The organism is Brucella cytisi, assembly GCF_038433355.1.
Lineage (GTDB): Bacteria > Pseudomonadota > Alphaproteobacteria > Rhizobiales > Rhizobiaceae > Brucella > Brucella cytisi.
In genome coordinates, this window is record NZ_JBCAUP010000012.1 from 139,414 (window position 1) to 161,965 (window position 22,552).

Below are 22,552 nucleotides of genomic sequence, written 5' to 3' on the forward strand. Positions count from 1 at the left end.
TGTGCGGTCCCTAAGCCCGATCGGCGTGTAGGATAGTTGCATAATTGGCGACGGCAGCACCGCCCATGTTAAACGCCAGCCCCCATTCAGCGCCACTGCGCTGAATATCTCCGGCCCGGCCTGTCAGTTGGCGAAATGACATGACGGCCATGGAAACGCCTGTAGCGCCTACCGGATGCCCCTTGGCCTTGAGCCCCCCCGAAAGGTTGACCGGAAGCCTTCCTTCCGCCGTGACTGTTCCGTCCTCGACGGGGCCGTTACCCTTTCCCGGTTCGGCAAGACCCATCGCCTCGTAAATCAGCAACTCGGCTATCGTGAAGCAGTCATGCACCTCGGCGAAGTCGAGATCGTTGACGGTGATCCCCGCTTCTTTATAGGCTGTCGCTATCGCCAGCGCAGGTCCCTCGAAAGCAATGAAATCGCGCCTGCTCATCGGCAGAAAGTCAGAAACATGACCGGTACCGGCGATACGCACGCGCCTTTTCGCAGACTCCGCAGCTCCGGCTTCGTTGCTCAGAATGATAGCCGCAGCCCCATCAGTCACTAACGAACAATCCGTCAGACGCAGCGGGGGCGCAATCAACGGATTTGTCTCGCTGACATTGGCGCAATGATCATAGCTCATCGGCTTGTGCATCTGCGCAAGCGGATTTTTCATTGCATTTGCATGGTTCTTGGCAGCTATGCGCGCCATCGCATCAAGCGGATTAAAATATCGCTGTGTATATTGACCAGCCGCCACGGCGAATACCTGCGGAAAGCTCAGGGCGGCTTCAACCGGATCGTTCTGATAGCCGGCTCCGGCAAGCGCGGTGGTCACATCTGCGGTGGTACGATGGGTCATCTTTTCCGCGCCGACCACCAGTACGTTGCGGGCCTTGCCGGAGCGCAATGCATTGATCCCGGCATAAATGGCCGCTGCCCCCGAAGCACAAGCATTTTCCGAACGTGCAGCGGGCTTGAAACGGAACTCGGGAAACGCCTGGTGGACAAGCGAAGAGGCGAAACCGTCACCGACCAGACCCGAATTGAAGTGACCGAGGAAAATGGCATCGATATCCCCGGGAGCGATACCGGATTCAGTGACCGCTTCGCGTGTAGCCTCGACGATCAGTTCTTCGAGATTGGCAGACAACCTCCCGAATTTGGTGTGTCCGCTGCCAATGCAATATATACTGGACCCGTTCATCAGATTCTCCGATAAAAACTCTCGACCTGGGACGTATAGGCAGCTCGCACACGTGGGCCATGCGCGCCCGTCCGGGCTGTTCCATTTCTAAACCGAGAGTACTGTCTCCACTCCGTGCGTCCGCAAGCAAACGCTTCCTCCGCTTCAATAGTCGCCAGAAAGAGCGAATATGAACATGAGTAGAAATACGTAGATATCTACGTAATTTTTACTTAGATTAGAGAACCCGTGGGTTGCACACGGTTATGGAGGTGGGCGAAATGGATGAATACCCTGATGATTACCTGTGTTTGACCGGCTTCATTGAAGCCCCAATAGGGATCATGGTGCTCTCCCACCGACGCATTTTGCGGGTCAATCGCGAGATAGAACAATTGTTCGGCCGTAGCCGTATCGAACTGGAAGGGCAATCCATCCGCCTGCTATATCCATCTAATGTCGATTACGAGAAAACCGGGGAACGGTGGGAACGATGGCTGGAGTCCGGCCCCCGCTATGAGGATGAGCGCTTCATGCAGCATAGCAGCGGCGAAATTATCTGGATGCGTGCGCGCGGGCGTACGATGACGCCGCAGGAGCCATTCAAACTCATGGTATGGACTTTTGAAAAGCTGGAAGAAGGACGCAACAGTGCCTCTTTGCTGACCCCGAAGGAACGCGTCGTCGCCCGGCATCTGGCCAATGGGATGACCTCCAAACAAATCGGCCAGCTTATAGGTATCTCCCCACGTACCGTTGAGGTGCACCGGGCATCAATCATGCGGAAAATGAACGTTCGGAATACAGCGGAACTCGTCGCACACATGATAGTCGAGCGATAAGGCAAGGCATCGCCGGGCGTGCTCCGAGGGCTGTTTAGCTGTAGATGCGGGACTGGAGTGCAAACAGTTATTCTTGAATCCCATCGACTGCTTCACAAGCAAAGTACGATCAGTAAAGCACGAATACGTTTCGTCACAGCCAGGGAACCTGTTCCCGGACTTCGAGCCTGAGATGCTCTGGTCCTTTACGTAGGACAGGCTGATTGCCTGGGCAGGCTTGAGAAGCCACCGGCACGTTATCCAGGAGTTGGTATGCAGAAATTTTTACTTCGTCGACTTGAATTGAGCGATATGGATTGCGCCGCTATCGTTCACCGCGCTGCGTTTGATGACCGGTTGCCCTGGTTGGCTGGACTGCATACTCCAGCTGAAGATCAGTGGTTTTACCGGGAGCGTGTTTTTAACGCCTGCTCGGTGTGGGGAGCGTTCGAGAATGATGAACTGGTGGGTATTATCGCTTTCCGCGATGGCTGGATCGACCAGCTTTATATCCTGCCAACGGCGCAAGGAAAAGGCATTGGAACCGCCCTGCTTCAGATTGCAAAGTCAGAAGCTGTCGAACTATCTCTTTGGACTTTTCAACGTAATGACGCGGCACGACGCTTCTATGAAAAGCATGGATTTGTCGCAGTCAAAGAAACTGACGGGTCGGACAATGAAGAGCGCGAACCAGATGTCCTCTATTCGTTGCACCCTTCATCGGGACAATAGTAATGTTCTGGCCGGGAAAACAGGGCGTGATCGAACAACGACACAGAACGGACGCGATGAATGCCATATGGGATTAGCTTGAAATGCTGCAATGCCACGGCAATTGAGATCCTGGAGCTTTGGGACGAAGCGAGTATTTTTGAACCCTCTGGTTCAATGCGTGAGTTGAATTATCCTCCCCATTTGACGCTTGCAGTTTTCCCTCACTATCCAGGTGACATAAGCGCGGTCCTGGACGAGGTTTTTTCATCACACGAAAAACTGTCGATAGCCTTCGAGACCGTGGAGCATTTCGATAATGACCTCATGGTCCTTTGGGCAAAACCCCGTTTTGACCAGGGCTTGTCGGACCTCCATGCCGATTTGCATCGCCACTTCGATCCAATGATCTGTCATGAGCATTACCGTGCCGGAAGCTGGGTTCCACATTGCTCACTGGCAACCAGAGTGCACGAAGCTGCCAAACCAGCCGCTATCGACTGGGCCAAGAGCAAGATACTCGATTTTTCAGTTGAGTTCGACGTGGCGGACTTCGTGCAGTTTCCGCCGGTGTTGGTGAAGCAGGAGTTGCAACTGGGATAAGAGAAAGGTTCCGGCGCTATGAAACTTGCCCACATCAACCTTGTGGCTCGCAATGCAGAAACACTTTGCGCATTCTACACGAATGTCATGAAATGCGAGTTGCTTCATGAACCGAGGGTTTTGTCAGGCGATAAGGTCTCACGTGGTAACGGGCCTCCGGGCTGCGAGATATATTCGATCTGGTTAAAGTTTCCCGCGCTTGAATGGCCTTTCCTCGAGATACACCAGCATAAGACTACGCATTCGCGTGGCCTGCCGAAGGTCAATGAACCCGGTTACGGTCACCTGTCTTTCCAGATAGAGAACCTCGACGACATCCTTTCGAAAATCATCAGGGCCGGTGGCTCACAGATGGGACAGACTACAAATTTCGGAACGTCGGAGAATCCATATCTGATTGCTTACGCACGCGATTCTGAGGGAAATGTGCTTGAGCTTGAGCAAACACGTGCATGACCATGTGTAGGTGCGCAACGACCTTGAAGCGCACTGGATATGGACGATCGACAACAATCTGCGCGTCAAAGCCACTCAGCTACAGGGTCATCAGCCCAGATCTGGGCTTCGATATATCGTTCGAATTCCTTGAGATGGTAATCCGCATAGGCATCACCTTCTTCGGGAGTGTCATTAGGCAGCCCGTACTCGCTCACAACACTGTCGAGTTCAGATAAGCGAAAGACCTTTTCATGGTAGGGCCGGACGGGATCGACGGGCAGTCCAAAAGCTGGGTCAAGTCTCATCGAAACAACGCTATCGGGGTAGGTGAAACTCGTTGTGTCCGGATCGAGTTGTTTCAACGGCAACCGCACGTTTCGAGTGTTCGCGTAAAGGTTAGCGAACCAGTCAGATTTCCCCAGGATGAAATAGTGGGGAGCCTTACGCACGGGTCGTCCACCTGCTTGCACGAAGAGGCTTCTCATCTTCTCTTCTGTCAGGCGACGAAACTGCACATAGCGCCGGCCGAAAACGCGCTTCGATCCAGACAATCTTCGTGCCGCGAGTGCGTCAAGGATTGCCGGTATATCCTCGTCCGGGGCGTCGCTAAGATTGCGAAATGGCGGATCTTCAGCTGGATAGTAATGAGTAATATAATCAAACATTGTCAGCCTTACGTTTAAGTTCAATCTCGTTCTCAACGTTCCGCCAGACTTTGGCTTTGTCCCTCCTTGAAAACTGACTGCCCGTGAATTGCCAGCCAATCCAAACGGGTCAGCTCATACGTTACCTCGCCGTGCTCAGTGCCAGGTATGGGATCGGAAAACTTCAGGAAATCGGTCCGCATGTGTTTCATACCAATCTTCTCCATCACACGGCGCGATCCTTGGTTGACAGCCATTGTAGTCGCCACGATCTTGTCATACCCGGCGACCTCGAACCCCCAGCTGACCAGTGCCGAAGCCCCTTCCGATGCCAGTCCATGACCCCAAACCTTCTGGCGCAGACGATATCCGATTTCTGCGACCGCGTTAGCATCCGGCGACAAGCAGAACCAGCCAACGAACTCGTCATCCGCGTTGCGTCGCGCTGTCCAGACGTCGGGCTCGCCCCCTCTTGGCATGAGAAACGGTGCGTGCGCCGGATCAATTCGGTCAAGATCGACTGCGCCATTGTTGAGAAACCGCATTACTTCCCGGTCCAGCTCCAGCTGGATAAAATCGTCGCGATCCTCCGAGGTGCAAGGACCAAGCGTCAAACGCTCTGTTTTTAACAGGGGCATGGCAAATGTCCTCGAAATTTCTTTCGAGTATGATCTTACGAACTGGCGGATTGCGCAATGATATTAGCGAGCCGAGCGTCCGCATTCCCGTTAGTGCCTGCGCGAAGCAATCAGATAGCTTCTTCCCCTGGACGACGTACAATGCCTCAGGTGTTTAAATTCTTGCTGCTCTATGACGAGACGTCACGCGTGTTGGGCGGAGTTCCATTCCAGGCCATGTCCGTCGACCCCGTTCGGAAACGCCCGTAAATGATAAAAATCGGATCAATGCGCTCGGCTTCGCGGGCCCCTTCGCGGTCCTGGCCTTCTTGATCCCCTTGCTGAGCGCCATCCTTTTTTGAAAATGCCCAGGGGAAACAGGAACCCGGAACTTATCATTTGACGCTAAACAATTACGGAGAAACCTTGGATCTGTGGCACAAAGAACTAACCAGCATCGCTGGGTCTCTTCGCGCTGCGTATCTGTCGTATCATGTTCCGTCCAGCTACGGCCAGCTCAAACAAGAATGCCGCGAGCGAAAACATGAGGAATATCACCGCACCACTAAAGAACCAGAATAGATTTTCCTGACGAATGCCAATGGCGAGCGTTCCAGCCAAAAGATTGAGGATTGCAGCACAAGTACAGATGCCGGCACTGACGCCGAAGAACGCTGCGATCTCCAAAGCGAATACGCGACCGCGAAGGTAGGCGAGCTGTACCTGTATCGACTTGTTCTTCTCCGTTTTTTCGACGATGTCATTTAACCGATCGGACAACTTTGCGAGGCGGCCCACATAGATGTTTACAAAGCCTGCGGTCCCGGCCAGGAGAAAAACCGGTGCGAGAGAGGTCTGTATCACCTCAGCAAAATGGCTGGTTATGGACGGAGTATCCATGCGCGATCCTCAAGTAAAACAGTACCATAACTGGACCTTTCAGCCCTCCGTCAACCGCCAGACTCTCACGAATTTCCGTTTGGCGATACCATCGATACCCTGTTAACAGCTGGTTTATGCGCTTAACTATCTAATCCTGACGATAATTTTTTAGAAAAAGCCAGATTTTTGTTTTCACTTACAATTGTCGTGCTTCGCTGAGTGCGGCGGGGACTAACCGCTTCCCGATTTGCTCTGCCAACGCGATAAGCTGGGGTGAGAACTGGCGGTTGCGACGGGCTAGCAAATGGACGTAAACAGCTTGCAGTTGGGAAACATCGATACGGACGGCTACGAGCCGGCCGCTTGCTAACTCGGATCCCACACTAAATTCCGGCAGGACTGTCACCGCCCGTCGAGCACAAGTAGTTCGAATGAGCAACGCGATGGAATTAGTGGTCAATATCGGTGCTATTGTGAGACCGGCATCCGTGGCGGCGGTGTCGATTGTCTGGCGGATACGGAAGCTTTGGCCCATCAACGCCAACTGCTGCGCACAAAGCTCCGTGATCGAGATGCTGGTGCGCCCGGCCAGGGGATGTGCGGCATGCACGATTGCTTTCAGCGGTACCGCCGCTCGAAAACGTGAAACGATCTGCGGATGGGACAACGGATGGAAGCCCAGTCCGAAATGTACCTCGTCATTCAGTAGTGCTTGCACCATTCTAGGAGTATCGGTCACATTCACCGACAATTTAAATCCCGGCCAGGCATCCATAAAGCCATCAAGCGTGTCGTAAAGCGCTTCCCCCAAAAATCCCTCGCCCAGCGCAAGCTGCATCTGGCCTGAACGAGCCGTTGAAATATCCAAAAGTTGGCCGCGTAAAGCCTCAACGCAAGCCTGCCGCGTGCGGTAGTATTCAATGACCGCCTGACCAGCCTCGGTAAGCCGGATCTCGCGCTGGCCATGTTCGATCAGACGGTTCCCGACCTCACGTTCAAGCTGTGCGATCTGGCGACTGATAGAGGACGGCGCGACCTCAAGCACGTCTGCGGCGGCCCGCATTGAACCGCTGCGCCATGCCTGAAAGAGAAACCGCACACGGCGGTCGTCAATTGTCATGCGTACCCTCATGGAATTGCGTTTCAATCATCGTTGGCACAACATCATATCGTATTGAAGCTAAGCCGCGGAATATTCGTAAATTCGTTGCGTAAAACGCAACGAAGTTTGGATGAATCTGCCATTGATTGCAACCCTTGCGACGTGTGGAATGATAGCTATCGCCGCTTGTGTCGTAAGCGGAGCGGGTGAACCGGCATGGGAGGACATGATGGAAACACGCGAAATTAATCCTTGGACCTGGCAGGCCGGATTCGGATTTGCTCATGGCAAGGAGTTCACCGGCGCCAGCCGCATCCTGATGTTGTCCGGGCAATGCGCCACCGGTGCCAATGGTATCCCTCAGCACAAGGATGATATGGCGGCGCAGTTGAAACTCGCGGTGGCAAATCTGGGAGAGGTGTTGAAGCAGGCAGGCATGGATTATACCAATGTCACCGGCATCCGGGTCTATACGACCGATATGGATGCCACACTCGCCAACTGGGAGTCGCTGATTGCTCCCTTCAGCGCCGCCGGCAATACCCCGGCTAGCACGCTTGTCGGCGTCACCCGTCTTTTTTCACCCGACCTGCTGGTTGAGGTCGAAGCCGTGGCCTGTGCGTGAGGGGGAGCTCGCGATGATCAGAGGTATTCATCATCCATCTATTACCACCGGCGACATAGATCGCCTGTTGCCTTTTTATCGAGACCATCTGGGCTTTGCCGAAGTTTTCGCATTCGGATGGGAAAGCGGGACCGATATGTCGGACTTTGCCGCCGGGATTACCGGGATATCAAATTCGACCGCACGTTCAGTCCTGTTGAAGGCGGGCAATGCATTCCTGGAGTTGTTTGAATATAAGCAGCCACGTTCCAGTCGCAACGACGACCGCGCTTTATCCCAACAGGGATTTGCGCATGTCTGCTTCGACAGCGACGACGTGATCGCTGACCACGAGCGACTATCGGCGGCTGGAGTATCGTTCGTTTCAGCACCGGTGGATGTGGGGCCGATGCGCTTGTGCTACTGCCGCGATCCAGACGGCAATTTCATCGAATTACAGCAAATCACTGACCCGGCCAGCGCCCTCGTGTTGCGCACCCTCCAGAGCTGAACCCCATCGAGGAAATTAACGTGAACAACTCGCTCCTTCACTTCCGGGGAGGTATGGGGATGGCATTCTTGCCGGCCCTGATCTTTCTGTTCCTTTGTGTACTTTATTTCGTCGTCTTCAAGGCTTTCGACATGACTGCGCTGGCAATGGGGGGATTCGTCTCACTGTTGATCGGTGCAATTTTTGCTCGCGATTACTCAAGGTTCTGGGAACATGTGCTGCGAGGTATTAGCAGCGAGACCTCGGTGGCCATTATTGTTATCCTGTTTATGGTCGGCATGATCTCAGCGATGATCAAAACCACAGGAGTTGCTTCCGGGTTTGTCTGGCTGGCTCACGAGACAGGATTGAACGCAGGCTATTACACATTCTTCGTGTTCATAGCAGTTGCCGCGATCTCAATGGCCACGGGATCTTCGATTGGCACCATGTTTACCGCCTTTCCGATCTTTTATGCAGCCGGTATTACTATCGGCGCCGCTCCCGCTCCGCTGGCCGGCGCGATCCTGTCAGCGGCAATCCTCGGCGACAACCTGGCTCCCATCTCGGACACCACGATTATTTCATCCTCATCCCAACGCTACCGGACACGGGACGCGGTTGCTGATATTGGCGGTGTCGTACGACACCGTGCGCGCTATGCGCTGACGGCGGCTGCCATTTCTGGATTATTGTACCTGTTAGTCGGTATGTCCTCGGAAAATGCGGCAACTGTGGTGAACGAATTTGTCGGCGATGCCAGCCCGGCACCACTGCTGATGCTTATTCCGGTTGCAATCATGCTGATCGTAGCGATGGTTACCCGCGATATCTTCAAGGCGGTGACTGTGGGGCTGGTGCTCGGCTCAATCACAGGGCTGGCAACGGGTCTGCTGACTGTCGATGCAATCATCGGCGTGTCTGACGGCAAACCAGCCGGTTTCCTCTATGACGGTGTAAACTCCATGCTGGGCACAGTTGCGTTGGTGATCTCGGTTTTCGGCATCATGGGTGTATTGCGCGGTGCAGGCGTGATGGAGATGCTGATCGATTGCATAACCTCTGGCAACATGGCTTCAACGCCGCGCGGCGTCGAACTTGCTATCGGTATTGGTGTGTCAGCCACCACATTGCTATTCGGCGGTGTGAACTCGGCTGCAATGCTGGCCTTTGGCCCGATCGCCGACGAACTGGGAGCACGCGTTGGCCTGCATCCCTATCGGCGTTCGAATATCATGGACTGTTTTGCCCTTGGCCTTGCCTCGGTGGTACCAGTGTTGAGTGCCTATCTGTTTATCGGGGCACTCCTCACCTCCGGCTATGCCGAAACGCCGGCGCAATCGACCTTCTCGCTGTTTCCAGTCACTTTCTATCCGCTTGTACTGACGGTCATTATGATCGTTGCTGCCTGGACTGGGTGGGGACGTACCTTTGAGGCTGAAAATGGCAAACCGGTCAAAACACGGACGGGTGCATAAACGCCCCTTCAAGGAAAGGAAACGACTTGGACCGCAACAGTGTCACCTGGACGGGCTATATCCCCGCCATCACCACCCCGTTCGACCGCTCCGGACGTCTTGACCTCGAAGCCTTCGCAGGTCAGATGGACTGGCTGGTCACCGAGCGTATGCATGGCGTTATACTCGCAGGGACGAGCGGGGAATGGTTCAGTATGACCATTCCTGAACGGGCGAAACTGTTCGACGCGGGCGCCGGCTATCGCCGACACGGACTTGTGGTCATTGGATCTTGCAACGCTTTTACGGTGGCTGAGGCGATCACTCATGCCCGGGCTGCTGAAAAGGCCGGACTGGACGGCATCCTCCTGACCCCACCGCCTTACGTGGTGCCGAACCGGCGCGAGATCGTAAATTTCTATCGCACGGTTTCGGCTGCCACTGACATCCCGCTCACCATCTACAATTGGCCCCGTGGCTGTATTGTGGATATGACCCCGGACCTGTTAGACGAACTGGCAGATATCGACAACGTGGTGGCCATCAAGAATTCCACTGGCGATTTTGCTTCATTCCTTTCAGCCATGTATAAAGTCGAAGGGCGAGTACGCTATTTCGGTTTGCCGACTTCCGCGTTGGGCGCCGATCTCGCATTATTGGGGCATGGGGACGGTTTGATGGGATCGGGCGGCGTTCTGGGGTCTGACCATCCCGATTTCTGGCGTGCAATCACCAAGGGAGACCGCGACCGCGCCATTCAATTGGGCGAGCGGGATCGCGTGATCATGCAATCCTGGTTCCAGCCCAATTACGGCGCGCAATTCGGCAATCAGCAGGCGATCATGAAGACTGCTCTGCGGCTTCGAGGGGTGCCGGCCGGCTATGTGCGGGATCCGTTGCTGGAGCTAACCGACGCAGAAGTGCAGCGGGTTGACGATACCCTGCGTTCTCTGGGTATCGAGACGCGGCCGCTTTGATGAGCCGGCACTATGATGCGGTTGTGATCGGGGGCGGTCTTCTGGGTTGTATCACGGCCTGGATGATTGGACGCGACGGTGGGCAAGTTCTCCTGGCAGAACGTGACCAGATAAACCAGCACGCTTCTGGCCGTAATGCTGGTAGTCTTCATTTCCAGCTAGAATACCGCATGATTGAACGGGGGTTGGACGCGGCTCGCAAGGCCGCAGAAGCCATGCCGCTGCATCTTGAGGCCGCGCGGCTGTGGTCAGACCTGCCCGTTCTGACCGGCGAGGACATTGAGGTTGAGCAATCCGGCGGACTTATGATCGCCGAAGACGCTGCGCAAGTGAGCCTGCTGGAGCAGAAAACCGAGATAGAACGCGCGTGGGGTCTGGATATCAAAGTGATTGATCGGGCCATGATCGAACATATTGCCCCTTATCTGTCGCCTCGCGTGCTTGCCGCTGCCTGGTGCCCGATCGAGGGAAAGGCGGATGCCCGTACCGCTGCACCAGCGATGGCCCGTGCCGCTCTGCATACGGGTGCGGATATCCGCACGCGCTGTGAGGTCGTGGGCCTTTCTCGTCAAGGCGGTCGGTGGCGTGTGGATTTACAGGATCGAACCGGTGGGGCGTCGGACAAGGTAATGGCAGATGCAGTTGTCATAGCAGGTGGTGTCTGGACGACAAAACTTGGCGAGCTGATGGGAGCTTACTTACCCACAATCCCGTTGGCGCTGACCATGAGTGTCAGCCTTCGCCTCCCCAAGCTAATGTCACATCTGATCCAGCACGCTGGCGGACGGTTGTCGTTGAAGCAGGCACGGGACGGCAATATCCTGATTGGGGGCGGTTGGCCTGCCCGGTTGCCGCTGAATCAGGACGGTAAGCCAGACTTCGACGCCAAGCCGGAGCTTCTGGCCGAAAGCCTTGCCGGTAATGCCGAAATGGCAATTCGTGTGTTGCCCGAACTCACGAGCCTGCCGATACTGCGCAGTTGGGTGGGAACCACGACCATTACCCCTGATCAGCTGCCGCTGGTCGGGCCAGTACCCGGTCACCCGGGCGCCTTTGTCGCAACCGGCGGCTCTGCCTTCACGCTCGGACCCAGTTTCGCGCAGGCGTTAACGGGCCTGATCGCCGGACGCGCGCCGACGCTTGATATGAGTAAATTTGACGTAGCCCGGTTTGCGAAAGGCTGAGCGATGGTGCATTGGGAACGCAAGACGAAACCTCGCAGTGAACTGGTCAGGTTCACATTCGAGGGCCGTGAGATTACCGCCTATGAGGGTGAAACCCTGGTAACGGCGCTTCTGGTCGCCGGCGTCACGGCTTTTAGTATCACCCGCGAAGGCGATCCACGAATGCCTCTGTGCAACATGGGAACCTGTTTCGATTGCGCACTGATCGTGGACGGACAACTCCTGGTGCGCGGCTGCCTTACGGATGTCGTTGAGGGGCAGTGTGTCAGTCGCTACCGGGCCAGTTAGGGGGAAGTAATGGTGGATTTAGCAATTGTCGGAGCCGGCCCGGCCGGCATGGCAGCCGCGCTTGAGGTAGCCGACGCGGGATTTTCCGTGCTGGTTGTTGACGAACAAGCCAGCGCCGGTGGTCAGATATTTCGCCGCCCCCCGACTGAATGGGGCATCCGCCATGGAAACTACCGTCCTTATCCGTGGGCACGAGACCTGATCGAGCGTTTCGAAGACCACCCCCGCATCGAAACGATATTCCGGGCCACGGCTTTCGGAGTGCTGCTCGATGAGCCGGAAGCGGGTAGCAGAAAACGACTGGCTGTACATACGAAGAAGGGCGGACGGCTTGTCGCTGCTCGGCGCCTCTTGATCGCCACCGGCGCCCATGACATGCCGGTAGCTTTTCCTGGCTGGACGTTGCCTGGTGTCATGACGGCGGGTGCCGTGCAGTCGCTGCTCAAAAGCCAGAAGCTGCTCGCCAGGCAAAGGCTGGTACTCGCCGGTTCTCATCCGATCTTGCTGATCCTTGCCGCTCAATTGCTTGATGCCGGCGCTGAGATTATCGAGATTGCATTTGCCCGCGGCGTCCCTCGGTTCAACGAGATTTCTGCTGCCTTGCCAGCCATGCCTGGTCATATGGCTTTGTTTATGGAAGCTGCGCGAGCACTGCGAAAAATCATGATGCATGGCGTACGCCTGTCCCGCAATACCATTGTGACGAAAGCCGACGGTGACGAGACGCTGACGAGCGTACACTTGCAAAAAGTGGCGAGCGACTGGACACTCGAGGGTGAAGCACGAACGATAGCGACAGACGCGCTTGCATTGGGTTACGGCTTTCATCCTTCGACCGAACTCGCGCGTCAGGCTGGCTGTGACCTGCACTGGGATTCTGCTGCCGGCGGCTGGCTGGTCCGCCATGACAATGCATTTCGCACGAGTGTCGAGGGAATATTCGTCGCTGGCGAACCCACAGGAGTTGCTGGCGCGGAAAGCGCGTGGGCTGAGGGACGCGTCGCCGGGCACGCTATTGCAGCATCGATGGGCGTTAATGCATGCGCAGCGCGCCAACGCGAGAGCGCCCGGATGTTGGCCCGTGCGAGACGCTTTTCCCGCGTGGTACAGTCGATGTTCGCACCGCAACGCCCTGGGCTGGCGGCGCTCTCTTATCCCGATGACACCGTTGTTTGCCGTTGCGAACTTGTGCGTAGTAAGCAGTTCGAGGCGATGCTGACTCGCAATCCCTTCATTCAGTCCGCGAGTGCCGCAAAACTGGAATGCCGTAGCGGCATGGGGCCGTGTCAAGGACGATATTGCGAGGCAACGGTGGCCGCACGCATCGCCCTCGCAAGAGGCACACCAATCGAAGCGTCGGGTCGCTTTAGCGCGCACCTGCCCGTCAAGCCAGTACCCTTGCAAAGCTATTTCGATCTAGGGAACGGAGAAATACAAGGCTGACCGGGCCGGCCTTTGTTGTTTGCAGGTATCTTTTGTCGGTGAATTCACTGACTGCGCAAGTTTGTCATCGCTTCGGCGATTAGCAAATGCCAATTCATAGCTCCACAGCAAGCGATTTGCCATAACGGTCTAGCAGTCCCGCGACATCCGTCAACATAGTCGTTCAACTGCGTGATCACCACCCTGACGCAAGGCTTCCAGCGGTGATCTCCGCCAAGCGCGGCATCCGATGCCAAGAGGAAATCGAGCGTTACCATGTTCCTTGTTCGTCAAGGTCGCGAACGACCTTGGCTACCCCGGGCAAAACCTCTCCGTCCCGAAACTGACATGCCGGATATTTCCAGTCGCTTCCCTCCCGGACAGCGGGGATCGCTTTGGCACGACGCCGCTTGTCAATCGCCTGCCGGGTGACGCCCGTAATCTTACCGGGGTCTTCGGCGGAAAGAGCACCACCCGCACGTAGCTACAAAACGCTCCTGTGCCGGATATTGCGCGCGAGAGCCGGGACAAGTGGGGCGAGATCAGCAACCGCCTCGCCGATGAACTCAGGATGGTTTGGAATCTCGACCAGAGTTCCAGCTCCCGTAGGGGCGCCTGGAGCCGCCGTCAATGCCTTCGACGGTATGGTCGCGGCGATCCGTTCGAGCGTCGACATGGCACGCCGCAGAAATGCGGCCTGGACGGACTTCGGGGCGGTCCGGAAACTCAACACCAGCTCAGGTGCATGTGGGACCTGAGTTCAAACGCTCTGGCGCGGGTTCTTGGATCATCGTCTTCGCCATCATTAAGCCCCACGCTTTAATTCAAACAGTATGACGCCGCCGAGCCGCAGGGTAGTTCCCCTGGAGATACCGATCGCCCAGCCCGATGGGCACTGCCGACGATTGCATGGCAGTTCCCGAACAGGTTGCCCCGATATGACATTTGCAATAATAGGTAGTCCACTTATCCTATATCATATAGGTTGCGCCATGAGATTAAGTTTTCTGGGTGTCAGTCACTGGCACTCAACCATGCATGCAGAAGCTGCGCTGGCAGCAGGAGCTACCGTTCAAACAGCCTGGGATCCGGATGCGGCGGCTACAGCGGCTTTCGCGGACCGATTTTCCTGCACCATGTCTTCCAGCCTTGAGAATGCACTTGAAGGTGCTGATTTTGCGGTGGTGATGGGGCGGCCGTCCGAGATCGCGGATCGTGGTCTCGCCGTCACCGAGGCTGGAGTACCTTTGCTCATCGAAAAGCCGATCGGCATATCGGCGGCGGCATCGGATCTGCTCATTGCGTCAGCTGAGCGTAACAAATCCTTTGTAACGGTCGCGCTTCCGCACGGGCTCGGCATGATGGCTGCAGTGCGCAATCTCGCCAAGGCGGAGCGCCTCGGTACGATCTCGCACTCCCATTTCCGGCTGATAAACGGCCCACCCCAGCGTTATGTAAATGACGGAGTACCCTGGGTGCTCGATCGTGGCGTTGGCGGAGGAGGAGCTCTGCGCAATCTCGGCATCCATGGGGTCAGTGCGTTTCTCACACTAGCAGGAGCACAACCCGTAGAGATCGTCAGCATTTCGTTTGGGCGTCCGCTTCATGAAACGGAAGTGGAGGACTACGCTGTTGTGGTGTTGCGCGCGCCTGATGGAATGATCGGCATCGTTGAGGCCGGATACACATTTCCGTCCATGAGCCGGGGCCTCTTCGAATGGCGAGTATCTGCAAAAAATGCGTCATTGATCGACGCCGGTGACCGGCTGACTGTGACGACGCTCGACGACGGGAGCGAGCAGATTTTGCCGATTACCTTGCCCGCCCATCGTTACAATGACGTCCTGGCAGACACATTGAAGCGTTTTTCCCATGACTTGCCGCCTGCCACGTCCTTGGCAGATTGCCGTCGTGCTATGGAAATCATTGATCACTGTTACGCCCTCAAAGGAAACTGACATGCTTGGCATTGGTATTATCGGCGCAGGTCATTTTGGTGCAGCTCATGCAAAGGCACTTCAGTCCGTTCCTGGTGCAAGGCTGGTTGCGGCGTGCCGAAACGATGCAGAGGGCCTTGCAGCTTTCACCACGGATTTCGGTGGCTCGGGTTATCAAGATTACCGGGAACTATTGGCCGACCCCAAAGTCGATGCGGTTGTGATCGCGTTGCCGCACCATCTGCACGCGAATGTCGCCATTGCTTGTGCAGAAGCAGGCAAGCACATCATGATAGAAAAGCCTATGGCGCCGACCGTTGCCGAATGCCGCAGCATTCTTGCTGCGGCGCAAAAGGCCGGCGTAACGCTTATGCCTGGACATACGATGCGGTTCTCTCTCCCTTTCGTGACCGCGAAGCGGATAATTGATACGGGGAAACTTGGCAATATGCGCTATGGATCAAGCCGTATGATCAAGTTATGGATGGAAGGAAACCGCCGGGACTGGCACCGTGACCCGGCAACAGGGGGCGGCATGCTGTTTACTGCTGGTATCCACGCGCTAGATCGCCTGCTCGCTTTTGCTGGCCGTCGCGCCACGCATGTCAGTGCCATCACAGCTACTTCATTTCACAAGCAAAAGGCTGACGACGCGGCTTTGCTGCTCATCCGCTTCGCAGACGAGGCCGCCGGTCAGGTTTCCAGCATCGGATATTCCGATGGAGCCTTTATTTCGGGTGATGAACTGGTATTTGACAATGGCGTTATGACCGTGGATTTCTTCAAGGGGGTTACGTTGGGACGCAGTCTGAAATGGCAACCCGTGGAAGGCTCGATCGAACCTGAAGTCCCCGAACGAGGGCTTGTCCGTCAGTGGCACGCTTTTGTGCACGCCGTTAATACGGGTAGTCTGCCGCCTGTCACGGGCGAGGACGGCCTTCACGTGGTGGCCTGTATCGAAGCTGCTTTCAAGGCTTCACGTGAGCGCCGGGAAGTAGCAATCGAAGGATGATATCCCGAATGCAGGTGAAGCGATCCCGCCAGCATTCCTGTCAGAGTGCCTGCAGCATAAGCGGAGGCACTCCAGAAGACAGCCACCGGGAAGATCAATCCGTTACATTACCCATCCAGATTTTGGGTGTGCGGATACCAGGCCGGATTTCGCCGGATGGCAGAAGCAGCTTACCCTTCCATGTCACGGGCTGGGTCGTAACGGGCGCAGCACCGGGGAAAGAGCCTATCTGCTCCCATTTACTGGTCTTGATGTCATAGGCCAGAACTTCGGTATTGAAGCCGAAATGATGGTCGGCCAGGAAGGTCAGAGCCGTATTAGCCTTTTCCCATTCTGGCGTCCCGCTCTCGTGCTTGGCGCGCTCCGTTTCAAGTCCGGACAGCACATTCCATCGATCCACATCCTTATCGCCGCCGACGATCACCATATAGCGATCATTCACACCGAATGCTTCGCCCGCCATGGCGGGAAATGGCATATCGGGCAGCTTTTCCCAGGACTTGTTGGCCGGGTCGAAAGCATAGGCATCGTCGTGGATATGCCAGACACCATCTTGCTTGTTGCGGCCGGAAGCGACGATGAACTTTCCACCGACGGCGGCGGCAAGGGCTGTGTCGCGCGCTTCGCCGGGAAAGGCGGGAAGTGGTTTCCACCCTGTATCGGGACTGTCGAGGTCAAGGGTATAAACGTCCTTACCGGTCTGGTAGTAGACGGTGTCGCCGACCAGCGCTGCAGCGCCATAACTGCTGGGGACCGGAAGCGCTGGATAATCCTTGAATGCGACCTCGTCGCTATCCGGGTCATAGCGCATCAGGAAAACCCCTGAGGATTTTTCGACTTTCGCGAGCTTTGCGCCATCCGGTCCGGTCCTGAAGCCTTCTCCCCCAACAACCAATACGCCATCGGGCAGGCTCACCGTCGCTGCATAACCAATGGCTGACGGCAACTGAAACTCCTTCTTGCTCCAGCTCTTCTTGTTGAGGTCGAGGACAAATAGCTCGTTCCAGTAAACCTTGCCGAGCCTGTTCGCTTCGTTGGGCATCTTACCAGGTTCGGGAAAATTAGCGCCGCCACCGACCAGCAGATAGTCACCGTGAACACCGGTAATCGGGCCTGCAAGTCCAATCTGCCGCCAGTATTTCTCTTTCACAGGAATGGCGTCGTTCCATGCCCTTGCGTTGGCGGGTATGGACGGCAGTTCCTTCCATTGAAGCGCGATATCATCCGCTAGTGAAGGGGTCACGCATGCAAGCGCCAATGCAAGACTGGCGCCGGAAACGTATCTGGACAGTATTTTCATGTCATTACTCCCATTTTGACAGAAATATCCACTGGTGACCTGGTTATATGCGGCGCGCGTCCCGAAGCGCGGCAATCATTCATACGTCGTCGCGGATACAAGCCTTGAATTGGCCGGGCCTGACTTCGCGCAACTGCGGAACGGTTGTGACGCAGGCATCGATAACCTTCGGGCAGCGGGTGCGGAAAACGCAGCCGCTTGGCGGGTTGGCAGGGCTTGGAATGTCGCCGCGCAGGATCTGCCGTTCCGTTTTGGCATCTGGATCCGCAGAAGGAATGGCAGAGAGCAGTGCCCGCGTATAGGGATGCTGCGGGCGGGCATAAAGGTCCTCGCTGCTTGCTATTTCCATGATGCGACCAAGATAAAGTACAATCACGCGGTCACATATATATTCGACAACCGCCAGGTCGTGCGAAATGAACAGCATGGTCAGGCCAAGCCGCTGCTGGAGATCGCGGAGAAGGTTTACCACCTGCGCCTGAATGGAAACGTCGAGCGCGGAAACCGGCTCATCGGCCACAATGAAATCCGGTTCCAGAGTGAGTGCACGGGCAATACCGATGCGCTGGCGCTGTCCGCCGGAGAACTCATGGGCATAGCGATTGATGGCGTCCGACGGCAATTCCACCTGTTCCAGCGCCTTGTGCGCCCGCTCCTGCCGCTCCGCCCTGGTACCGAGGCCCTGAATATTGAGACCTTCCATGAGGATTTCGCCAATCGTCATACGCGGTGAAAGCGAGGCAAACGGGTCCTGAAATATATATTGCATCCGCTGCCGCTGACGGCGCAGTTCACGTGCAGAAAGGGTCGCGACATCATTGCCATCAAACATGATCTGGCCTGCGGTCGGCTCGATCAGGCGCAGGATCGAGCGACCGATCGTTGTCTTGCCGCTACCAGATTCCCCCACCAGCCCAACCACTTCACCACGCGCGATGTCGAAGGAAATATTTTCAAGAATTTTCAGTGTGGATCTGCGGGACTGATAGTACTTGGCAAGTCCACGCACGGACAGGAGGGGAGTTTCAGTCATGCGGCGATCTCCTGCCAGCGAATGCAGCGGCTGCTGTGGTGCTCGTTGACGGATGTGAGCGGTGGAACGGCGGCGCGACACGTGTCGACAGCAAAGGAGCAACGCGGCGCGAAGGCGCAGCCAGAGGGCAGATCAGCAAGTCCCGGCACCATGCCGGGAATAGTATTCAGTTTCTCGCCGCGCCTCTTCATTTCCGTGGCATCGCCCAGTCGCGGCATGGAGCGCAGCAGCCCCATCGTGTAAGGATGGCGCGGGTTGCGGAACACCTCATTTACCGGACCGCTCTCCACGATCCGGCCAGCATACATCACCACGACCCTCTGAGCGATTTCAGCGACAACGCCGAGGTTATGGGTAACGAACAGCATGCCCATGCCACTTTCACCCTGAAGCTTCTGCATGAGGTCCAGAATTTGAGCCTGAATGGTGACGTCCAATGCGGTCGTAGGCTCATCGGCAATCAGGAGTGTCGGACTGCATATCAGTGCCATGGCTATCGTTGCGCGCTGGCGCATACCGCCCGAAAGTTCGTGCGGATATTGTGCGGCGCGGCGGCGGGCATCTGGAATTCCGACCTTGTCGAGCAGTTCCACTGCCGCGTCAAGCGCCTCGCGGCGGCCTGCCCCCTGGTGAACCCGCAAGGGTTCGCCAATCTGGTCGCCTATCGTATAGACCGGATTGAGGCTCGTCATTGGTTCCTGGAAAACCATGCCGATATCGTTCCCTCGAATGTGGCGCATCGCATCCTCATCGATGGCGACAAGGTCGACAGTCTGCCCGCTCTTGCCGCGCAGCAGAATGGAACCTGCATCGATGAAGCCCACCTTTCGCGCAAGAAGCCTCATGATCGAGAGGCTGGTCACCGATTTGCCTGAGCCGGATTCCCCGACCAGAGCCACGGTCTCGCCAGGATTGACGACGATGTCTATACCGTTCACCGCGATGATCTCGCGAGCGCTGGTATGGAAAACGGTGCGCAGTCCCTTGATGTCGAGGATCGGTTGTCGGCTCATGACGTTTGCCTCAATCCAGAAGGCCGACGCTACGCAGGATGGCATCAATGCGGTCTGTTTCAACCGCATCCAGCGCCTGGCGCGGGCGCGCCATCTTGTTGGTGGAAATTATGCCCAGACTGCGCATCGCCGTCTTGAAGCCACCAACGCCGGTGGCTCCGCCGCTGACGCGACTTGCGCCAACCCAGACGATCTCGAAGAGGCGGCAGAGGCGCTCCTGTTCCTTGCGCGCGGCCACCCAGTCGCCGCGCTGCGCGGCATCCCAAAGTCGTACATAACCTTCAGGGTCAACATTGGCGAGGCCGGGAACAACGCCATGCGCGCCCATCAAAAGTGCGTTGTCCACCACGATTTCCGAGCCGGTCATAAGAAAGACGTTCTTGTTTTCTGCCAGATCGAGCAGTGCATAGCGGAAATTGCCATCATCGCCGGAGGAATCCTTCAGGCCGATGATTGTACCTTCATTGGCAAGTGTTACGACAGTCTGGCGCGTTAGCTTGGCATGGACGCAGACCGGAATGTCGTAGGCAATCAGCGGAATATCGACCGCATCGCGCACCATACGGAAATGATCGATGATTTCGGGCTGGCTGGTGATTGTGTAGAAGGGAGCGGTGACGACGACCGCATCGGCGCCAACATCCTTCGCGGCTTTTGCATGGGTGATCACCCGGTCGGTTGCCGGGTCTATGACACCGGCAATGACCGGAACGCGACCGTTCGCCACTTTCACCGTGTGTTCAAGAATCCTGCGCCGTTCGGCCTCATCGTAGAATACCACTTCGCTTGTGGAGCCGAGGGCGAAAAGACCATGGCAGCCGCCTTCGATTAGATGTTCGAGAACGCGGGTATAGGAGTCGTAGTCTACCGAGTGGTCGTCGGCAAGCGGGATGACGACCGGAGGGACAACGCCAAAGAATTTCGACATTTCATATTCGCTTTCTGGTTCAGTTGAGTTCTGCACGCGGGTCAAAGGCGTCCCTCAGACCATCGCCGATGAAGTTGATCGCCAGTACGGCCAGCACAAGCGCGCCCCCGGGGAACATCCATTGCCATGGGAACTGTTCCAGCACGGCAGTGGAGCGTGCGGCGTTGAGCATGTTGCCCCAGCTTGCAGCCGGTGGTGGTACGCCAAGGCCAAGGAAGGAAAGGCCTGCTTCAAGCAGGATGGCGTTGGCCACCTGCAGCGTTGCATAGACGACGAGAATATCGATCGAATTGGGCAATCCGTGGCGAAACAGAAGGTGGCGGAGTCCGGCTCCCATACCGCGCGACGCCATAACGAATTCACGCTCGCGCAGTTCCAGGAGACGTGCACGGATCATGCGGGACAACACAGGCCATGAAAGGAGTGCGATGACGACGACCGTGGACCAGATGCCCGAACCGATGATGGAGGCCAGCACCAGCAAAAAAATGACCGGCGGCAATGTCATGGCAAGATCGACCGAGCGCATGGCAATCGCATCCGCCCATCGCCCGCCAAGGGCGGAGATCGCACCGATCAGGAAGCCGATGGATGTGGAGAGCACCACGGATGAAACGGCGACGAGAAGAGAAATACGCCCGCCCTCCATCGTTCGGGCAAATACGTCGCGGCCAACCCCGTCGGTTCCAAACCAGTGCTTCCAGCCTGGACCGGAATTCATCGCCAGAAGGTCGATATCGTTCGGCTTGTAGGGAAGCCATAGTGGGTAGGTCAGCACCGCGACCAGAAGCGGAACGAGCAGGACAAGGCCGATTATTGCGGCGCGGTTCTGCAAGAAGCGGCTTGCGGAGCGGGCTGTCGGCCCTGCGGAAGAGGTAACGGACAGACTCATCTTACATAACCTTGATGCGCGGATCGATGACCGCATAGGCCAGATCGGTCAGGATATTGACGATGATGACACAAGCGCCGATCACAAGTGTTGCGCCCATGATAACCGGATAATCGCGAGTTTCGACCGCGTTGATGAGAAGAAGTCCCATGCCCGGCCAATTAAAGACGCTCTCGGTGAAAATTGCACCGCCCACCGCCAGGCCTATCGTGGAGCCGATGAGGGTTACGACCGGCAGCATGGCGTTTCGCAACGTATGCTTCACTACCACCCAGAATTCGCGCACGCCCTTGGCACGGGCGGTGCGCACATAATCCTGATTGAGTGTTTCGAGCATGGAGGAGCGCATATAGCGCATGATAAGCGCGGCATGGCCGATGGAAAGCACGAGGGCTGGCAATGCCAGATGGCGGAGCAGGTCAGGTATGGAGAAGTCCGTTGCCGGTGTCAGCATTCCGCCGGATGGCGCCAGTTTGAGACGCACGGAAAAGATATAAAGGCCGAGCAGCGCCGTGAGAAAAGCGGGGCTGGAAATGCCAAGCAAGGCGAGCACAGAGAAAGAGTAATCCGGGAACGAATTTCGGCGCACGGCGCTGATGATGCCGGTCGTGATGCCAATGACAATGGCAATGGCAAGACCTGCAGTCATCAGGAGAAGAGTCGGCCCGATGCGCGAGGCGATGAGGCCTGACACGGTTTCGTTGAAGCGCTGCAGCGAATGGCCAAGATTGCCCTGCACGGCCTGTCCCAGCCAGGCCAGATACTGTACCGGCAGTGGCCGGTCGAGACCAAGCTGTGCCCGCAGCGCATCCATTTCAGCCTGGGTCATGGCGACATTGGGGTTGATGTAGGCGTCGATCGGATCGCCGGGCGTCAGTTGCAGCAGGACGAAGATCAGTATCGTCAACGCCAGCAACATGCCGAGCCCTATGAGCAAGCGATGAAGGCAATAGCGAAGCATGAAGTTTCTAAAGCCTGTCTTTGGTGTTCAGGTGCAAGGGGTCGGGACGGCGTCGTCACAAGACGCCG

Annotated in this window: 25 protein-coding genes; 13 read left to right on the plus strand and 12 right to left on the minus strand. The window is 56.5% G+C overall.

From position 1 onward, the window contains the following. Window positions 1-10: 10 nt before the first annotated feature. Window positions 11-1,189 carry a thiolase domain-containing protein gene (locus AAE521_RS13425; protein ID WP_342061563.1) on the minus strand — a complete coding sequence of 393 codons (1,179 nt, stop codon included), beginning with the start codon at window positions 1,187-1,189 and terminating at the stop codon, window positions 11-13. 260 nt (window positions 1,190-1,449) lie between these two features. Here AAE521_RS13425 and AAE521_RS13430 point away from each other — a divergent pair, with 260 nt between their 5' ends. The 4 genes from AAE521_RS13430 (at window position 1,450) to AAE521_RS13445 (ending at window position 3,759) form a co-directional block, all read left to right on the plus strand. Beyond that, window positions 1,450-2,010 carry a LuxR family transcriptional regulator gene (locus AAE521_RS13430; RefSeq protein WP_143132880.1) on the plus strand — a complete coding sequence of 187 codons (561 nt, stop codon included), beginning with the start codon at window positions 1,450-1,452 and terminating at the stop codon, window positions 2,008-2,010. Between the two features lie 252 nt (window positions 2,011-2,262). Beyond that, the gene (locus AAE521_RS13435; protein ID WP_071634458.1) at window positions 2,263-2,721 is read left to right on the plus strand and encodes a GNAT family N-acetyltransferase; all 459 of its coding nucleotides are present in this window, start codon (window positions 2,263-2,265) and stop codon (window positions 2,719-2,721) included. 60 nt (window positions 2,722-2,781) lie between these two features. Further along, on the plus strand, window positions 2,782-3,303 hold the full coding sequence (locus AAE521_RS13440; protein WP_342061564.1) for a 2'-5' RNA ligase family protein: 522 nt from the start codon (window positions 2,782-2,784) through the stop codon (window positions 3,301-3,303). A gap of 18 nt (window positions 3,304-3,321) precedes the next feature. Next, a complete protein-coding gene (locus tag AAE521_RS13445; protein WP_342061565.1) occupies window positions 3,322-3,759 on the plus strand; it encodes a VOC family protein in 438 nt (145 codons plus the stop codon). 65 nt (window positions 3,760-3,824) lie between these two features. On the opposite strand, the gene AAE521_RS13450 is transcribed toward AAE521_RS13445, so the two are convergent. The 4 genes from AAE521_RS13450 to AAE521_RS13465 all read right to left on the minus strand — a co-directional run bounded on the left by AAE521_RS13450 (window position 3,825) and on the right by AAE521_RS13465 (window position 7,004). Then, window positions 3,825-4,406 carry a hypothetical protein gene (locus tag AAE521_RS13450; RefSeq protein ID WP_342061566.1) on the minus strand — a complete coding sequence of 194 codons (582 nt, stop codon included), beginning with the start codon at window positions 4,404-4,406 and terminating at the stop codon, window positions 3,825-3,827. A gap of 32 nt (window positions 4,407-4,438) precedes the next feature. Then, entirely contained in the window at window positions 4,439-5,023 is a 585-nt protein-coding gene (locus AAE521_RS13455; RefSeq protein ID WP_342061567.1) for a GNAT family N-acetyltransferase, read from the minus strand. Window positions 5,024-5,449: 426 nt separating this feature from the next. Continuing rightward, window positions 5,450-5,902, minus strand: coding sequence for a DUF2721 domain-containing protein (locus AAE521_RS13460; RefSeq protein WP_071634463.1), 453 nt, complete (start codon window positions 5,900-5,902; stop codon window positions 5,450-5,452). A 178-nt stretch (window positions 5,903-6,080) separates the two neighbouring features. Further along, the gene (locus AAE521_RS13465; protein ID WP_071634464.1) at window positions 6,081-7,004 is read right to left on the minus strand and encodes a LysR family transcriptional regulator; all 924 of its coding nucleotides are present in this window, start codon (window positions 7,002-7,004) and stop codon (window positions 6,081-6,083) included. Window positions 7,005-7,215: 211 nt separating this feature from the next. On the opposite strand from AAE521_RS13465, the gene AAE521_RS13470 reads away from it, so the two are divergent. From AAE521_RS13470 to AAE521_RS13500, 7 genes are read left to right on the plus strand one after another with little or no spacing between them, the layout of a single operon-like run. Beyond that, window positions 7,216-7,611 carry a RidA family protein gene (locus tag AAE521_RS13470; RefSeq protein WP_342061568.1) on the plus strand — a complete coding sequence of 132 codons (396 nt, stop codon included), beginning with the start codon at window positions 7,216-7,218 and terminating at the stop codon, window positions 7,609-7,611. Between the two features lie 13 nt (window positions 7,612-7,624). Continuing rightward, the gene (locus AAE521_RS13475; protein ID WP_071634466.1) at window positions 7,625-8,101 is read left to right on the plus strand and encodes a VOC family protein; all 477 of its coding nucleotides are present in this window, start codon (window positions 7,625-7,627) and stop codon (window positions 8,099-8,101) included. Between the two features lie 20 nt (window positions 8,102-8,121). Continuing rightward, window positions 8,122-9,558 carry a Na+/H+ antiporter NhaC family protein gene (locus AAE521_RS13480; protein ID WP_342061569.1) on the plus strand — a complete coding sequence of 479 codons (1,437 nt, stop codon included), beginning with the start codon at window positions 8,122-8,124 and terminating at the stop codon, window positions 9,556-9,558. Window positions 9,559-9,584: 26 nt separating this feature from the next. After that, window positions 9,585-10,514, plus strand: coding sequence for a dihydrodipicolinate synthase family protein (locus tag AAE521_RS13485; RefSeq protein ID WP_071634468.1), 930 nt, complete (start codon window positions 9,585-9,587; stop codon window positions 10,512-10,514). Then, the gene (locus tag AAE521_RS13490; RefSeq protein WP_342061570.1) at window positions 10,514-11,698 is read left to right on the plus strand and encodes an NAD(P)/FAD-dependent oxidoreductase; all 1,185 of its coding nucleotides are present in this window, start codon (window positions 10,514-10,516) and stop codon (window positions 11,696-11,698) included. The genes AAE521_RS13485 and AAE521_RS13490 overlap by 1 nt, the downstream gene beginning before the upstream one ends. Window positions 11,699-11,701: 3 nt before the next feature. Further along, window positions 11,702-11,986, plus strand: coding sequence for a (2Fe-2S)-binding protein (locus tag AAE521_RS13495; RefSeq protein WP_342061571.1), 285 nt, complete (start codon window positions 11,702-11,704; stop codon window positions 11,984-11,986). A 9-nt stretch (window positions 11,987-11,995) separates the two neighbouring features. After that, a complete protein-coding gene (locus AAE521_RS13500; protein ID WP_342061572.1) occupies window positions 11,996-13,429 on the plus strand; it encodes an FAD-dependent oxidoreductase in 1,434 nt (477 codons plus the stop codon). Window positions 13,430-13,892: 463 nt separating this feature from the next. On the opposite strand, the gene AAE521_RS13505 is transcribed toward AAE521_RS13500, so the two are convergent. Next, window positions 13,893-14,138, minus strand: a complete 246-nt coding sequence (locus AAE521_RS13505; RefSeq protein WP_342061573.1) for a hypothetical protein — start codon at window positions 14,136-14,138, stop codon at window positions 13,893-13,895. Between the two features lie 262 nt (window positions 14,139-14,400). Between AAE521_RS13505 and AAE521_RS13510 the strand changes: the two genes are divergently transcribed. Both AAE521_RS13510 and AAE521_RS13515 read left to right on the plus strand, forming a co-directional pair. Then, window positions 14,401-15,366 (plus strand): Gfo/Idh/MocA family protein, encoded by a 966-nt coding sequence (locus tag AAE521_RS13510; protein ID WP_342061574.1) that lies wholly within the window; start codon window positions 14,401-14,403, stop codon window positions 15,364-15,366. A 1-nt stretch (window position 15,367) separates the two neighbouring features. Continuing rightward, on the plus strand, window positions 15,368-16,357 hold the full coding sequence (locus AAE521_RS13515) for a Gfo/Idh/MocA family protein (RefSeq protein ID WP_071633285.1): 990 nt from the start codon (window positions 15,368-15,370) through the stop codon (window positions 16,355-16,357). Window positions 16,358-16,451: 94 nt separating this feature from the next. Here the strand turns inward: AAE521_RS13515 and AAE521_RS13520 are convergent, their stop codons facing one another. From AAE521_RS13520 to AAE521_RS13545, 6 genes are all read right to left on the minus strand, one after another. Then, window positions 16,452-17,657 carry a tRNA wybutosine-synthesizing protein 4 beta-propeller domain-containing protein gene (locus AAE521_RS13520; RefSeq protein ID WP_342061575.1) on the minus strand — a complete coding sequence of 402 codons (1,206 nt, stop codon included), beginning with the start codon at window positions 17,655-17,657 and terminating at the stop codon, window positions 16,452-16,454. Between the two features lie 79 nt (window positions 17,658-17,736). Continuing rightward, window positions 17,737-18,690 (minus strand): ABC transporter ATP-binding protein, encoded by a 954-nt coding sequence (locus AAE521_RS13525; RefSeq protein ID WP_071633287.1) that lies wholly within the window; start codon window positions 18,688-18,690, stop codon window positions 17,737-17,739. Beyond that, entirely contained in the window at window positions 18,687-19,703 is a 1,017-nt protein-coding gene (locus tag AAE521_RS13530) for an ABC transporter ATP-binding protein (RefSeq protein ID WP_342061576.1), read from the minus strand. Before AAE521_RS13530 ends, AAE521_RS13525 begins: the two co-directional genes overlap by 4 nt. A 10-nt stretch (window positions 19,704-19,713) precedes the next feature. Then, entirely contained in the window at window positions 19,714-20,631 is a 918-nt protein-coding gene (locus AAE521_RS13535) for a dihydrodipicolinate synthase family protein (protein WP_342061577.1), read from the minus strand. 19 nt (window positions 20,632-20,650) lie between these two features. Then, entirely contained in the window at window positions 20,651-21,559 is a 909-nt protein-coding gene (locus tag AAE521_RS13540; protein ID WP_374864760.1) for an ABC transporter permease, read from the minus strand. Next, window positions 21,525-22,484: an ABC transporter permease gene (locus tag AAE521_RS13545; RefSeq protein WP_342061579.1), complete on the minus strand. Its 960-nt coding sequence runs from the start codon at window positions 22,482-22,484 to the stop codon at window positions 21,525-21,527. The genes AAE521_RS13540 and AAE521_RS13545 overlap by 35 nt, the downstream gene beginning before the upstream one ends. Window positions 22,485-22,552 lie beyond the last annotated feature (68 nt).

What these genes read in the sequence shown, in the direction of transcription:
- AAE521_RS13425 (WP_342061563.1), bottom strand. Translation starts at nt 1,189, where the DNA reads ATGAACGGGTCCAGTATATATTGCATTGGCAGCGGACACACCAAATTC.
- AAE521_RS13430 (WP_143132880.1), top strand. Translation starts at nt 1,450, where the DNA reads ATGGATGAATACCCTGATGATTACCTGTGTTTGACCGGCTTCATTGAA.
- AAE521_RS13435 (WP_071634458.1), top strand. Translation starts at nt 2,263, where the DNA reads ATGCAGAAATTTTTACTTCGTCGACTTGAATTGAGCGATATGGATTGC.
- AAE521_RS13440 (WP_342061564.1), top strand. Translation starts at nt 2,782, where the DNA reads ATGCCATATGGGATTAGCTTGAAATGCTGCAATGCCACGGCAATTGAG.
- AAE521_RS13445 (WP_342061565.1), top strand. Translation starts at nt 3,322, where the DNA reads ATGAAACTTGCCCACATCAACCTTGTGGCTCGCAATGCAGAAACACTT.
- AAE521_RS13450 (WP_342061566.1), bottom strand. Translation starts at nt 4,406, where the DNA reads ATGTTTGATTATATTACTCATTACTATCCAGCTGAAGATCCGCCATTT.
- AAE521_RS13455 (WP_342061567.1), bottom strand. Translation starts at nt 5,023, where the DNA reads ATGCCCCTGTTAAAAACAGAGCGTTTGACGCTTGGTCCTTGCACCTCG.
- AAE521_RS13460 (WP_071634463.1), bottom strand. Translation starts at nt 5,902, where the DNA reads ATGGATACTCCGTCCATAACCAGCCATTTTGCTGAGGTGATACAGACC.
- AAE521_RS13465 (WP_071634464.1), bottom strand. Translation starts at nt 7,004, where the DNA reads ATGACAATTGACGACCGCCGTGTGCGGTTTCTCTTTCAGGCATGGCGC.
- AAE521_RS13470 (WP_342061568.1), top strand. Translation starts at nt 7,216, where the DNA reads ATGGAAACACGCGAAATTAATCCTTGGACCTGGCAGGCCGGATTCGGA.
- AAE521_RS13475 (WP_071634466.1), top strand. Translation starts at nt 7,625, where the DNA reads ATGATCAGAGGTATTCATCATCCATCTATTACCACCGGCGACATAGAT.
- AAE521_RS13490 (WP_342061570.1), top strand. Translation starts at nt 10,514, where the DNA reads ATGAGCCGGCACTATGATGCGGTTGTGATCGGGGGCGGTCTTCTGGGT.
- AAE521_RS13495 (WP_342061571.1), top strand. Translation starts at nt 11,702, where the DNA reads ATGGTGCATTGGGAACGCAAGACGAAACCTCGCAGTGAACTGGTCAGG.
- AAE521_RS13500 (WP_342061572.1), top strand. Translation starts at nt 11,996, where the DNA reads ATGGTGGATTTAGCAATTGTCGGAGCCGGCCCGGCCGGCATGGCAGCC.
- AAE521_RS13510 (WP_342061574.1), top strand. Translation starts at nt 14,401, where the DNA reads ATGAGATTAAGTTTTCTGGGTGTCAGTCACTGGCACTCAACCATGCAT.
- AAE521_RS13515 (WP_071633285.1), top strand. Translation starts at nt 15,368, where the DNA reads ATGCTTGGCATTGGTATTATCGGCGCAGGTCATTTTGGTGCAGCTCAT.
- AAE521_RS13520 (WP_342061575.1), bottom strand. Translation starts at nt 17,657, where the DNA reads ATGAAAATACTGTCCAGATACGTTTCCGGCGCCAGTCTTGCATTGGCG.
- AAE521_RS13525 (WP_071633287.1), bottom strand. Translation starts at nt 18,690, where the DNA reads ATGACTGAAACTCCCCTCCTGTCCGTGCGTGGACTTGCCAAGTACTAT.
- AAE521_RS13530 (WP_342061576.1), bottom strand. Translation starts at nt 19,703, where the DNA reads ATGAGCCGACAACCGATCCTCGACATCAAGGGACTGCGCACCGTTTTC.
- AAE521_RS13535 (WP_342061577.1), bottom strand. Translation starts at nt 20,631, where the DNA reads ATGTCGAAATTCTTTGGCGTTGTCCCTCCGGTCGTCATCCCGCTTGCC.
- AAE521_RS13540 (WP_374864760.1), bottom strand. Translation starts at nt 21,559, where the DNA reads ATGCGGTCATCGATCCGCGCATCAAGGTTATGTAAGATGAGTCTGTCC.
- AAE521_RS13545 (WP_342061579.1), bottom strand. Translation starts at nt 22,484, where the DNA reads ATGCTTCGCTATTGCCTTCATCGCTTGCTCATAGGGCTCGGCATGTTG.